Genomic DNA, 12,861 nt, shown 5'->3' with positions numbered 1-12,861 from the left:
ATGGGAAGATCGAAATTAGAGCGCTTTGCAGTAATTGCCGAGCGGCAAAATGTAATTGAAAACGGGAAAGAACTATTTACCAATTTAAAAGGAAAGTGGTCGGAAGAATATTTTGGTAATAACCACGATTTAATACTGGAAATTGGCTGCGGTAAAGGCGACTATACAGTGGGCATGGCCAATTTATTCCCAAATAAAAACTTTATTGGCGTCGATATTAAAGGTTCGCGGTTGTGGAAGGGCAGCACCGTTGCCGAAGAAAACGAATTAACGAATGCAGCCTTCTTGCGGAATTTTATTGAACACCTCGGCGAGAATTTTACTCCGGGCGAAATAAGCGAAATCTGGATTACTTTCCCGGATCCTCGTCCCAAGAAAGGCGATATCAAGAAAAGACTTACTTCGCCGCGTTACTTAGATTTATACGAATCGTTGGTGAAACCCGGCGGGATTATTCATTTCAAGACCGATAACCTGGAGTTGTTCCAGTACACCCTGGATTTACTGCAGGAGCGAAAGGTTACTAACTTAATTTACTCCTTCGACCTGTATGCCTCCGATTTGCAGCACCACACCCTAAATATTCAGACTACCTACGAAAAGCGTTTTCTGGCTGAAGGTTTGCCTATTAAATATTTGCAGTATACAAACAATCCGGCAACTGCCTAGTAGATTTTACTTTGTTCTATTAAGATATAGTTTCTAATCAACCTAAAAGCAAAGCGCTGTTTCCCTGCAGAAATAGTGCTTTGCTTTTAAGGTGATTCCGGTGAACCGTTGCGGCTAATCTTCTAATTCTTCTAAGATGTGGCTTAATTCGTCAAAGGTTTTCAGCCCCGGTTTTATTTCGTGACCACCTTTCAGGGCAATACCGGCCGGATTTACTTCTTCTAACAGATTCAGTATATTTTCTTTACTGATGCCAAAACCAATTAGAATTGGAAAGCTCCGGGCTAAATCGGCCAGGAACGGAATATTTGTTTCGTCGATGCCGTTGAAATCGTCCGTGGCTATTAAAAAGTACCGTATTTTGTTTTGGTAAACCCGGAAATAATCGACCAGTTCGCTTTCGTCGGTATCTTTGTTAATTAGTACGCGCTGAATAACCGGCACTTTTATGGCTGAAATATCGTCCAGCAAATAAGGTTGGTTTAATTGTACCAGATGCAAGCCGCAGGTATCTACCAGCTCATTAATTAAGTCGGGTGCTTCATCTAAGAATTCGCCGGCCAATTTAATCCCCGAAACCCAACCTGCAATTTCTTTGACGGCCGTAGGAGAAGTATAACCCGGTTGCCCTTCGCTTAAACAAAAGCCTAAAATGTCTACACCCATGCCCGCACAATACCGGGCATCACTTAAATTATTAATATTGTTAACAGCTACTAAGGTTTTTAAATTCATGCTTTTATGCTGGTTGGTTTAAACTTAAACTAGAAGCTATGTGTCTCTTCTAAATCCTGCGTAAAAGTAACATTCTATTCTTTTCTGATAAATATTAATGCTGTTTACGGTGTAATTATCTTTTTTACTGCTTTTGACGCAGAAAAGATTAACCTTAAAAAATTAAAAATAAAGAGATAAACCTATATTGCTCAATCGTTGTTGGTATATTTGCAGAAGTTTTTATTTGAGTAAATTTAATATAATATAGATGAGTAAGTTAGGGAGGGTATTGGTAGCCATGAGCGGCGGTATAGATTCGTCGGTGGCGGCTGTTATGCTGCACGAGCAAGGCTACGAGGTTGTAGGCATGACGATGAAAACCTGGGATTATGCTTCATCGGGTGGTAACCGCAAAGAAACCGGTTGCTGCAGCCTCGATTCCATCAACGATGCCCGGAATATTGCCGTTAACCTGGGTTTTCCGCATTATATAATTGACATCCGGGAAGAGTTTGGTGATTTTGTTATTAACCATTTTACCGATGAATATATTGCCGGTCGCACGCCTAATCCGTGCGTTTTGTGTAATACCCACATTAAATGGGACGCCCTGTTGCGCCGGGCCGACCAGTTAGACTGTGATTTTATTGCCACGGGACATTACGCCAATTTAAGAGAAGAAGACGGCCGCTTTGTTATTTCCAAAGGTCTGGATGAGCATAAAGATCAATCGTATGCCTTGTGGGGCATTTCGCAGCAAAGCCTGAGCCGCACACTATTCCCGTTGGGTAACTTAAGAAAAACCCAAATCCGGGAAATGGCGCTGGAACGTGGTTTCAACGAATTGGTGCAAAAGCCTGAGTCTTACGAAATTTGTTTCATTCCGGATAACGACTACCGCGGTTTTCTGAAGCGCCGGGTAAATGGCCTCGAAGCCGAAGTAGCCGGTGGGGAGTTTGTAATGGAAGACGGCACCGTAGTAGGAAAACACGAAGGTTATCCGTTTTATACCATTGGCCAGCGGAAAGGATTAGGGGTGGCGCTGGGCTTCCCCGCTTACGTAACCCGCATCGAGAAAGATAAAAACCGGGTAATTTTAGGAAATTACAACGATTTAGCTAAAAATGGCATGACCGTAGGCAAACTGAATATGAGCAAATACGCTGATTTGTGGGGTCGGCCTACCCAAACTGTTACAAAAGTACGTTATAATGATGCCGGTACGCCTGCTATAATTGAGCAGGTAGAAGGCAAAATGGTAGTGCGTTTCCAGGAAGGAGTACATGCTATTGCGCCCGGCCAGGCGGCTGTTTTTTACGAAGGCAACGACGTAATAGGTGGCGGCTGGATAGAAGCCAGCTACAACGAATAGAATATATGCTTAGAAATCTGCTTTTGGGGTTGTCTGTAATATTTTGCTTCGCCCGGTGCTCGGAAGAAGTAACCACTACCGATGCCGAAATAGGTCGGGAGTATTACCCAATTAAAATTGGCAACTACTGGATTTATGATGTAGTGGAAACCCGAGTGTCTAACAACAAATACGACTCCACTAAATACCAGGTGCGGGAACGTGTAGATACAGTTTTCCGGAATGCCGCGGATGAATTAACCTATCAGCTGGTCCTTTCCCGGAAAAACAGGGCAGATGCTAACTGGGGTAATGATTCATTGGTTCTGGTAAATAAATCCTTATCGGATGTCCTGAGAACCCATAATAATTTTAAAACTATAAAATTGTTGTTTCCGGTACAGGAGGGTAAACAATGGGATACCAACGCCTTTAATATTCTGGATGCGGATGATTTCAGCTACGCCCGGGTTAACCAGCCGTTTGTGTTGCATAATATTACGTATGACTCAACCGTAACTGTGGTTCAGGGTGAACCCAATGAAGTAATGTTGGATGACCGGACCGAAGTTTATGCTTATAATATTGGGTTGATTTATAAAAACTTTACAGTTTATGAGTATGTGCAGACTCAGGGTGTGTCCGACAAAAACAAAGTAGCAAGAGGGCTTCGGCGGGTTTTTAAATTAAATACTTTTCACGCAGCGGAATAATAATGACGGCTCATAAAGGTGAAACAGCTACAATAATATTCTTTTTAATATACTGTTTAGGCTTATGCTTACCAGTAGCTGCGCAATCAGGCGGCCAGGCCCGTAAACACCTCATTTATTTTCGGGATAAAGCTAATTCGCCTTTTTCGGTAGATAACCCACAGCAATATTTATCTGATAGAGCCATCAGCCGACGGCACAAGCAGCAAATTAATATTACCGCGCGCGACCTGCCGGTCAATCCTTTGTACACTGCCGGCCTAAAAAGCAAAGGTGCAGAGGTATTGTATGCTTCCCGGTGGTTTAATGCGGCCGTAGTTTATTGCGACTCTTCGGTTTATACCGAGTTGGTAAAGCTGCCTTTTGTGAAGAACGGACAAACGTTGAGCCGGCGCAATACCAGCACCGTTACTATCCGGAATGGCAGTGCCTCGCCTAAACCGGCCCCGGCCAATAATCGCCGGCTTAAAACCGACCGGCAGACATACGGGGCGGCTTACAACCAGGCCAATATGCTGGGGGTGTTGCAAATGCACGAAGCAGGCTTTCGGGGCGAGGGCATGCACGTGGCAGTTTTCGACGGGGGCTTTAGCGGGGTTCACCGGGTACCGGCATTTGCCCATTTGTTCGAGGAAAGCCGGGTAAAAGCTACTTTTGATTTTGTAGATAAAAACGAAGATGTGTTTGAAAAGGACACGCATGGCACCAATGTATTATCTACGTTAGCCGCCTATCAGCCCGGAACCTACGTGGGCAATGCGTACAAGGCCAATTATTATTTGTTTATAACCGAAGATTCACGCGGCGAGCACAACATTGAAGAAGTAAACTGGTTATTGGCCGCGGAATTTGCCGATAGTGCCGGTGTAGATGTAATTAACTCTTCGTTGGGTTATACCACTTTTGATGCACCTTCGCGCAGCTATTCTTACAACGATTTAAACGGCAGCCTGGCTATTGTAACCCGGGCGGCAGATTATGCCGCCGCAACCGGTATGCTGGTGGTAAACAGTGCCGGCAACGAAGGCAACAAGCCCTGGCGGTACATTAGTGCCCCGGCCGATGCCGATTCGGCGCTGAGTGTAGGGGCGGTTGATTCCCTAGGGCGGCGGGCTGCTTTTAGTTCGGTTGGTCCTACGGCTGATGGCCGGATTAAACCTAATTTGGTAGCGCAAGGTTTATTGGCTGCGGTAGTTACACCGGGCGGCCAGGTTGTGCGGGCTAACGGTACTTCATTTTCGGGTCCAATATTATGTGGACTAGCCGTAGGTTTCTGGCAGGCCAATCCTACGCTTACCAATATGCAGGTGATAAAATACCTCGAAAGAACCGCTTCACAGGCTAGTATTCCTGATTTCCTTATAGGTTACGGTATACCTAATTTTTCCCAGGCCCATAAACTAGCGCAGGAAGAAGAAAATAAGTCTGTAATTTTCCCGAACCCGGTGCAGAATAACCAACTGCAGATTCGGATGAGTAAGGAGTTTATAAACCAGCGGATAAACGTAACCATTTACAATACCGTTGCCCAAAAAGTTGTAAAAGAAATTATTGCCACGACACCGGTTAGTCGGAATGTAGTGGTTGATATTTCCTCGCTAAGTCCGGGCATATACAATTGTGTGATCAATGGCAATGATGGTCCGAAGATTTTTAAATTCTTAAAAATTTAAAAATAAAGGGTTAAGCAAGGGTTTGCCAGTCAAAGGCTAAACTTTTAATAAACCTTAATTAAGTCTACTATTAATATTTATAAATTATTAAAGCAACGTACCGGAATCAGCAAACAAAGCTGGTAAATAGCCTAACCAACAACAAGCCCGTGAACACGATTATTGCGCCATCTCTTTTAGCCGCCAATTTTGCTAACCTCCAATCCGAAGTAAACATGCTTAACCAAAGCGAAGCCGAATGGATTCACTTTGATGTAATGGATGGGGTGTTTGTGCCCAATATTTCTTTCGGATTTCCGGTACTGGAGGCAGTTAAAAAATACGCGACCAAGGTGCTGGACGTGCATTTAATGATTCAGGAACCTGGCCGTTATGTAGAGCAGTTCCGGGCTGCCGGAGCCGGAAATATTACCGTGCACTACGAGGCTTGTCCGCACCTGCACCGCACGGTTCAGCAAATAAAAGATTCCGGCGCCAAAGCCGGCGTTGCATTAAACCCCCACACACCAGTGCAGGTTTTATCTGAAATTATTCAGGATTTAGATCTGGTGCTCATCATGTCGGTAAACCCCGGGTTTGGTGGCCAGAAATTTATTCAGCGTACTTTCCAAAAAGTACAAGAGGCAAAAGAATTAATCCGGGAGAGTGGCTCTAAAGCTTTAATTGAAATAGATGGGGGCGTAAACCAACAAAATTCGGTGGCGTTAATAGAACAAGGGGCCAATGTATTGGTAGCCGGTAATTTCGTGTTTTCATCGCCGGAACCTTTAAAAACCATTGCGGCTTTAAAAAATTCAGTTAACGTTTAATTGAATGCACCCGAAACTATTTACCTGTTGTTTGCTTTTTTTATTTTCTTTAAGGGTATTTGCCCAGCAAGCTACAGTAACCGGTAAGGTCGTATCGCAATCCCAAACGCCCCTGTTTTCGGCTTCGGTAGGCCTAAAAGGTACCAACACCGGAACCCTCACTAATGCCCAGGGCGTATTTAAATTATCTGTTCCGGCAGAAGAGGATATTCAGCTCATTATAAAGTATATAAACTATCGGGAGCAGCAGGTGGCTTTACGCCTGAAAACAGGAGAACAACGCGAAATAACAGTGGTGCTGACAAATGATACCACTGCCCTACAAACCGTTACAATTACCGGGCTTAAACGCAATAACACGCGCGAGGAGGTAAGCATTACCCGCCTGGAGCCCCGGCTTACCAAACAACTACCCACGCCTTTCGGCGAGTTTAATAAAATATTGGTAACGCTGCCCGGCGTAATCAGCAACAACGAATTATCTTCTACTTATTCGGTGCGGGGCGGTAATTACGACGAAAACCTCGTGTATGTAAATGGCATTGAGATCTACCGGCCGTTTTTGGTTTCGAACGCCCAACAGGAAGGCTTAAGCTTTATTAACCCCGACCTGGTTGGTAATATTGAATTTTCGGCCGGCGGTTGGCAACCGAAATATGGTGACAAACTTTCCTCCGTTTTAAATATTGATTACAAAATACCCACACACTTTGCCGGTTCGGTTACGGGTGGTTTGCTGGGTGGAGCTGCGCACTTGGAAGGTATTACCCGTAATAAACGATTTACTTACCTGATAGGTACCCGTTATAAAAACGCCCAGTTACTCTTTAATAAAAGTTTGCAAACCAGTGGTAATTATCAGCCTAAATTCGGTGACATACAGGGTTACTTTAACCTGAGTTTAGGTAAAAAGGAAAATCCGGAACGTACGACATTAGGTTTCGTGGGCAGTTTAGCCCGGAATAAATACCTCGTAATTCCCAGCTTACGCGAAACTACTTTTGGTACCGTAAACCAGTACGTGCGACTGCGGGTAGCTTACGAAGGGCGGGAGCGGATGGAGTATGATGCTTACCAGGGCGGCCTGAATTTACAGCACCGGTTTAACGATGCCTACACAGCTCATTTTATTATTTCTTCTTTGCTATCGCGGGAGCGGGAGTTGCGAAACATTGAAGCCGGTTATAACTTTTGCGATATCGATCTGGACCCCAACTCCAAAGACTTTAACAAATGCGTACAGGAGCGCGATGCAGGTACCGAATACAACTACGCGCGTAATAATTTAACGGCCCGTATTTTTGCCCTGGAAACCCGCCACGTTTGGGAATTAGGTAACCGCAACCAGGTACAATGGGGCATTAAATGGAGCCAGGAACGGATACAGGATATATTGGATGAATACCGGTTTGTCGATTCAGCTGACTTTGTTTTTCTTAAAAATTCACTGAAGACAGATATTTTACTCAATTCCAATCGCTTCAGCGGATATGCCCAGCAAACGTTGCGCTGGGACGGTGGCGAAACCCTGACGTATGGCGTAAGGGCTAACTACTGGAGTTTTAACAAAGAATTAACCTTTAGCCCGCGCATCCAGTATGCTTTTGTGGCGCCTACAAACGATCGGCTTTCGTTTAAAGTGGCGGCCGGCGTTTACTACCAACCACCATTTTACCGCGAACTCCGCGACCAGGCCGGTAACCTGAACCAGAACCTGAAAGCGCAACGTTCCGTCCATTTTATTGCGGGCAACGAGTACCGGTTTAAAGCCTGGAACCGCGACTTTAAGCTAGTTACCGAAGCTTATTATAAATATCTGACCAACGTAGTCCCTTACGAGGTAGATAATGTCCGGCTGCGGTATTATGCGAAAAACAATGCCAAGGCTTATGCTGTTGGATTCGATACCCGTATTAATGGCGAATTTATTAAGGGTGCTGAGTCGTGGTTTAGTTTGGGTATATTGTCGGCGCGCGAAGATATTACCGGCGATTCCACGAATATTTACGACGCAAAAACCCGGAAAATAATCGGACGGGCGCCACTAGGCTATATCCGGCGACCAACTGATCAGCGGATTACGTTAGGCATATTTTTCCAGGACCAGTTACCCAACGATCCCACCGTTAAAATGAACCTGAACCTGGTGTATGGTACCGGTCTGCCGTTTAGTCCGCCCGGTATTGAAGGCATTCGCAACCAGTATAATATGCCGGGCTACAAACGGGTAGATATTGGTTTTTCTAAATTAATTACCCTGCGGCACGAGAACGAAGATAAATTTGGCTTGGAGAGTTTGTGGCTCGCCCTGGAGGTTTTAAATTTACTCGCTACTAATAATGTGGTTTCGTACAATTACGTGCAGGACGTAAATGAAATTACTTACGCCGTTCCTAATTATTTATCGTCAAGGTTGCTCAACGTGCGCTTTATCGCCCGTTTTTAATCCCGGCTGTGCATTTTAACTTTCCACACGTCTAAAGAGCGCTCCATTTCGTGAGTTAATGGCGTAAAGGTTTTATCGTCTTTGCTGCCTAATTTTAAAGCCTTTTTCGTCAGGTTAATGGCTTCTTCGTATTCGTCTTTTTGGGCCAGGAGCTGGGCTTTCAGCCAGTTGTTATAAAAGTTCTCTTTTATCTTAATCGATTTATTAATCCACTGCAAGGCCAGTTCGTGTTGCTTGTTGTTCTGAATCAGAAAATGGGCAGCTTGGGCATAGCTGTTCCAGTCATCGGCTTTTACACTAGCTAAATCTTCTTTTAAAGTGGCTACCGTTTTGTTAAAAACTTCAACTGTAATGGTAAACGGAATTTTAAGCTTTTCCCACACCAGGTTCAAGCGCCCCTCCGTGGCTTTCATATCCGAAAAATAATAAAGCAGCGATTCGTGGAAAGGGGCCGCTTCTGGTTTTACCGGCACCCGCAGCACATCTTCTTCCGGCTTGTAGCCCTCGGTGCCCCATAATTCGGTATTGCGGTTAAATATTACGAACCAGTTGGTTTCGGATTCGGGTAAGGTAAAAAAGGAATAAGTACCCGCCGGCAAGTCCTGTCCGTTTATTTTAACATCATCAGAAAAGGAAATTACCGTTGCTTCGTTCGCCCCGCTCCGCCAAACTTGGCCGTATGGTACCAACTTGCCCCATACCGGTCGGCCTTTTACACCCGGCGTATGGTAAGTAACGGTTATATCGGTTAAGCCAATGGTTTGCGAAACCACCGCTTCCGGGCTGGGTTGCGGCAAACGGATTTGGGCAAATGTATAGCTACAACATATAAAGAGGAGCAAAGTGGTTAAAAAATGCTTATTCATATCTTAATTTTAGCCAACAAATTAGTACAACAGCCAGGCTCTGTTTTGTAACAAAGGAAAAATGATGCCAGATAGGTTCTACTTATTAAATCTTTTTACAAAAATATACCTTTATAAGTAAATTTTCCTAAAAAATCAAACTTAAGGCTAACGCATTTTTGTAATTCGCCAAAACCGTTTACCTTTGGACTCATAATGAGCACCAGCAAAAAAAATATTTCTTCTCCTGTTTCTACCGAAGTATTTTCCGGCAGCCCAGCCACTTTTTTGCATTGCTTTCATCATCACCATTCTTCGCACGAGGAATAATTAATTTCTTACAAAATCTCTATACGGGATTATTCCTCATTTTTAAGCACATTATTCGTGTTTGGGTTATATCTTTGAAAATATTTTTTAATTCATGATCCGTTTAGCTATTCAAAAGTCCGGTCGGTTAAGTGAAGATTCTCTAAACCTGATTCGGGAGTGCGGTATTTCTTTTATCAACAGTTCGCTTAAACTAAAAACCGAAGCCACTAATTTTCCGCTCGAAATCTTATTTCTGCGCGACGACGATATTCCGGGCTATGTAGCCGACGGAGTTGCCGATATTGGTATTGTTGGTGAAAACGTACTCGTGGAAGAAGGCAAGCAGGAACTGGCCATTCAGAAGTTAGGCTTTTCCAAGTGCCGGCTTTCCATCGCCGTTCCAAAATCCGCTGAGTACCGCAACATACAGGATTTACAGGATAAAAACCTGGCTACTTCCTATCCTAATTTATTACAGGCTTATTTAACCCAGCAGGGCGTAACTGCCAATATTCACACCATTAGCGGCTCCGTAGAAATTGCGCCCAGTATTGGCTTGGCCGATGCTATCTGCGATATTGTGAGTTCCGGCAGTACTTTAATCAGTAATGGGCTGCGCGAAGTTGAAAGCGTGTTCCGTTCCGAAGCCGTCCTGATTTCGAATACAGAGTTAACCGCCGAGAAGACCCGGATTCTAAACCAATTGGTATTCCGAATTCAATCGGTCCGGAAGGCTCAAAAGGCGAAATATATCTTGTTAAATGCGCCCAACGAGGCCATCCCGACTATTAAATCTTTATTACCCGGCATGAAAGCGCCTTCTATTCTGCCCTTGGCTGAAGAAGGTTGGAGCTCGGTACATTCGGTTGTGAACGAAGACGATTTCTGGGAAATTATTGAAAAGCTACGGGAGGCCGGCGCGCAGGGTATATTGGTAGTGCCTATCGAAAAAATGATTTTATGATCCGGCAAGTCCTTTATCCTACCCCCGACGAATGGCCGGCGCTTACACAACGGCCGGTTCAGCAACTAGCCGCCATTGAGCCCGCTATTCAGGCCATTTTTGAGCGGGTAAAAGCCGAAGGAGACGCCGGCTTACGGGCATTAACCGAAAAGTTTGACGGCGTTTTGCTGAATAATTTTTGGGTAACCGAAAATGAAATTACGGCTGCCACTGGTTTTGTAGCACCGGAATTGCAAATAGCCATCCAAAAGGCAGCCCAAAATATTAAAGCTTTTCATGAACAACAACGCGAACCCAGCCGGCGGATAGAAACGGTTAACGGCGTGACCTGCTGGCGGAAAAGTGTACCCATTGATAAGGTAGGTTTATATATTCCGGGCGGTTCGGCACCGTTGTTTTCGACGTTACTAATGCTGGGCATACCAGCCCAATTAGCTGGTTGCCGCAATATTATTTTATGTACTCCGCCTGCCAAAGACGGTTCTGTTCACCCGGCTATTTTGTACACCGCCGGTTTACTAGGCATTACTAAAATTGTGAAAGTAGGAGGTGCCCAGGCCGTTGCGGCTTTGGCATTTGGCACTGAAAGTATTCCGGCCGTTCATAAAATATTTGGTCCAGGTAACCAGTACGTTACAGTTGCCAAACAACTGGTTGGAAAATTAGGCGTGGCGATTGATATGCCGGCCGGGCCTTCCGAAGTATTGGTAATGGCAGATGCTACAGCTAACCCGGCTTTCGTGGCGGCCGATCTGCTTTCCCAAGCCGAGCATGGCCCGGATTCACAGGTTGTATTACTTTCGGAATCAGTAGATTTTGTTACTCAGGTTGAAGCAGAACTGGAAGTGCAATTAAAGGTTTTGCCGCGTCGCGAAGTGGCCCAAAAAGCCTTAAATAATAGCCTAGGTGTGGTGCTGCCAAGTGTTGACCAGATGCTGGCTTTTTCGGATTTATATGCGCCCGAGCATTTAATATTGGCTGTGGAAAATTATGAGCAGGTAGCCGAAAAAGTAACAAATGCCGGCTCCGTGTTTTTAGGAAATTATAGTTCCGAATCGTTCGGCGATTACGCCTCCGGTACCAACCATACCTTACCTACCAACGGATTTGCCCGGGCTTACAGCGGCGTTTCCCTGGATAGTTTTGTGAAAAAAATTACCTTTCAGGAAATATCGGCTGCGGGTTTGCAGCAATTAGGTAAAACCGTGGAAACGATGGCGGCCGCCGAAGGTTTAGATGCCCATAAAAATGCGGTTTCTATCCGGTTAAAGCAATTAGAAAGTTTATAATATTATGTTTGATATAAAAACGCTGGTCCGGGCCAATATTCTGGCTATGAAACCTTACTCCTCGGCCCGCGATGAGTTTAAAGGAGAAGCCAGCATTTACATTGATGCCAACGAAAATAATTTGGGTAGTCTGGCGCAGAACCAGTCTTTTAACCGCTACCCGGACCCCTACCAGCGGAAGCTAAAAGCAAAAATTGGCTTTATTAAAGGGGTAGACCCCAGCCAGCTGTTTTTGGGCAATGGCAGCGACGAAGCCATTGATTTATTAATCCGGCTGGTTTGCAAACCGGGTCACGACGAAATATTAACGTTTGGCCCTACTTACGGCATGTACGATGTGGCGGCCAACCTGAACGATGTTTTTCTCCGGCACATCAGCCTCGACGAGAATTTTCAGGTGCAAATCAGTAAACTGCAGGGGCAGATTCACGCCAACACCAAAATCATATTTCTATGCTCGCCGAATAACCCCACAGGTAATTTGATAAACCCCAAAAGCATCGAATATATTCTGCGGAATTTTGCCGGCTTGGTGGTGGTAGACGAAGCTTATATTGATTTTGCGGATGCCGAAAGCTGGTCCAAACGCTTGGCCGAGTTTCCGAACTTAGTGGTGCTGCAAACTTTTTCCAAGGCCTGGGGTATGGCGGCGGTGCGGTTAGGAATGGCTTTTGCCTCACCCGAAATTATCAATTTCCTGAACAAAATTAAGCCGCCTTACAATATCAGCGAAGCCACCCAACTCATTGCGCTGGATGCTTTGCAGCGCGCTGACCAACTGCCCGAAATGATTGCCGAAATAAACCAGGGCCGGGAATATTTGCAGCAAGCTCTAAAACAAGTGCCGGTGGTGCAGAAAGTTTATCCGTCGGATGCCAACTTCCTCCTCATTCAGGTAACCGATGCAAATAAAATCTATGATTATTTGTTGCAGCAGGGCATTGTGGTGCGTAACCGTACCAATCAGCTTAATTGTTATAATTGTTTGCGGGTGTCTGTCGGCACCGACTCCGAGAACAAAGCGTTGGTAGAAGCTTTAAAAGCGTTGGCCGAAAAAAGATTTAGTTAAATAA

General features: G+C 44.9%; 11 protein-coding genes. 9 read left to right on the top strand and 2 right to left on the bottom strand.

What is annotated here, in order from left to right; genetic code table 11:
* Positions 1–669 carry a tRNA (guanosine(46)-N7)-methyltransferase TrmB gene (gene trmB, locus AAE02nite_RS06640; RefSeq protein ID WP_146896220.1) on the top strand — a complete coding sequence of 223 codons (669 nt, stop codon included), beginning with the start codon at positions 1–3 and terminating at the stop codon, positions 667–669.
* Between the two features lie 114 nt (positions 670–783).
* Here trmB and trpF read toward each other — a convergent pair whose 3' ends face one another.
* Entirely contained in the window at positions 784–1,404 is a 621-nt protein-coding gene (trpF, locus tag AAE02nite_RS06635) for a phosphoribosylanthranilate isomerase (RefSeq protein ID WP_146896218.1), read from the bottom strand.
* Between the two features lie 250 nt (positions 1,405–1,654).
* Between trpF and mnmA the strand changes: the two genes are divergently transcribed.
* From mnmA to AAE02nite_RS06610, 5 genes are all read left to right on the top strand, one after another.
* The gene (mnmA, locus tag AAE02nite_RS06630) at positions 1,655–2,758 is read left to right on the top strand and encodes a tRNA 2-thiouridine(34) synthase MnmA (RefSeq protein ID WP_146896216.1); all 1,104 of its coding nucleotides are present in this window, start codon (positions 1,655–1,657) and stop codon (positions 2,756–2,758) included.
* A 5-nt stretch (positions 2,759–2,763) separates the two neighbouring features.
* Positions 2,764–3,450, top strand: coding sequence for a hypothetical protein (locus AAE02nite_RS06625; protein ID WP_146896214.1), 687 nt, complete (start codon positions 2,764–2,766; stop codon positions 3,448–3,450).
* Between the two features lie 2 nt (positions 3,451–3,452).
* Positions 3,453–5,123 (top strand): S8 family serine peptidase, encoded by a 1,671-nt coding sequence (locus tag AAE02nite_RS06620; RefSeq protein ID WP_146896211.1) that lies wholly within the window; start codon positions 3,453–3,455, stop codon positions 5,121–5,123.
* A 149-nt stretch (positions 5,124–5,272) separates the two neighbouring features.
* Complete coding sequence (rpe, locus tag AAE02nite_RS06615; protein WP_146896209.1) at positions 5,273–5,932, top strand: ribulose-phosphate 3-epimerase; 660 nt, start codon at positions 5,273–5,275, stop codon at positions 5,930–5,932.
* Positions 5,933–5,963: 31 nt separating this feature from the next.
* Positions 5,964–8,378: a TonB-dependent receptor gene (locus AAE02nite_RS06610; RefSeq protein WP_246150839.1), complete on the top strand. Its 2,415-nt coding sequence runs from the start codon at positions 5,964–5,966 to the stop codon at positions 8,376–8,378.
* On the opposite strand, the gene AAE02nite_RS06605 is transcribed toward AAE02nite_RS06610, so the two are convergent.
* Positions 8,375–9,244, bottom strand: coding sequence for a DUF2911 domain-containing protein (locus tag AAE02nite_RS06605; RefSeq protein WP_146896205.1), 870 nt, complete (start codon positions 9,242–9,244; stop codon positions 8,375–8,377). The genes AAE02nite_RS06610 and AAE02nite_RS06605 overlap by 4 nt on opposite strands.
* Positions 9,245–9,647: 403 nt before the next feature.
* Here AAE02nite_RS06605 and hisG point away from each other — a divergent pair, with 403 nt between their 5' ends.
* From hisG to hisC, 3 genes are read left to right on the top strand one after another with little or no spacing between them, the layout of a single operon-like run.
* Positions 9,648–10,499, top strand: coding sequence for an ATP phosphoribosyltransferase (gene hisG / locus AAE02nite_RS06600; RefSeq protein WP_146896203.1), 852 nt, complete (start codon positions 9,648–9,650; stop codon positions 10,497–10,499).
* Positions 10,496–11,788 carry a histidinol dehydrogenase gene (gene hisD, locus AAE02nite_RS06595; protein WP_146896200.1) on the top strand — a complete coding sequence of 431 codons (1,293 nt, stop codon included), beginning with the start codon at positions 10,496–10,498 and terminating at the stop codon, positions 11,786–11,788. The genes hisG and hisD overlap by 4 nt, the downstream gene beginning before the upstream one ends.
* Positions 11,789–11,792: 4 nt before the next feature.
* Positions 11,793–12,857, top strand: a complete 1,065-nt coding sequence (gene hisC / locus AAE02nite_RS06590; protein WP_146896198.1) for a histidinol-phosphate transaminase — start codon at positions 11,793–11,795, stop codon at positions 12,855–12,857.
* Positions 12,858–12,861: the final 4 nt, after the last annotated feature.

It is taken from the genome of Adhaeribacter aerolatus (genome assembly GCF_007991635.1).
GTDB lineage: Bacteria > Bacteroidota > Bacteroidia > Cytophagales > Hymenobacteraceae > Adhaeribacter > Adhaeribacter aerolatus.
Note: the sequence above shows the minus strand (reverse complement) of the source record. Positions and strands in the feature narration are given on the sequence as shown.

Coding starts and splice junctions, on each gene's coding strand:
- trmB (WP_146896220.1), top strand. CDS start 1: ATGGGAAGATCGAAATTAGAGCGCTTTGCAGTAATTGCCGAGCGGCAA.
- trpF (WP_146896218.1), bottom strand. CDS start 1,404: ATGAATTTAAAAACCTTAGTAGCTGTTAACAATATTAATAATTTAAGT.
- mnmA (WP_146896216.1), top strand. CDS start 1,655: ATGAGTAAGTTAGGGAGGGTATTGGTAGCCATGAGCGGCGGTATAGAT.
- AAE02nite_RS06625 (WP_146896214.1), top strand. CDS start 2,764: ATGCTTAGAAATCTGCTTTTGGGGTTGTCTGTAATATTTTGCTTCGCC.
- AAE02nite_RS06620 (WP_146896211.1), top strand. CDS start 3,453: ATGACGGCTCATAAAGGTGAAACAGCTACAATAATATTCTTTTTAATA.
- AAE02nite_RS06605 (WP_146896205.1), bottom strand. CDS start 9,244: ATGAATAAGCATTTTTTAACCACTTTGCTCCTCTTTATATGTTGTAGC.
- hisG (WP_146896203.1), top strand. CDS start 9,648: ATGATCCGTTTAGCTATTCAAAAGTCCGGTCGGTTAAGTGAAGATTCT.
- hisD (WP_146896200.1), top strand. CDS start 10,496: ATGATCCGGCAAGTCCTTTATCCTACCCCCGACGAATGGCCGGCGCTT.
- hisC (WP_146896198.1), top strand. CDS start 11,793: ATGTTTGATATAAAAACGCTGGTCCGGGCCAATATTCTGGCTATGAAA.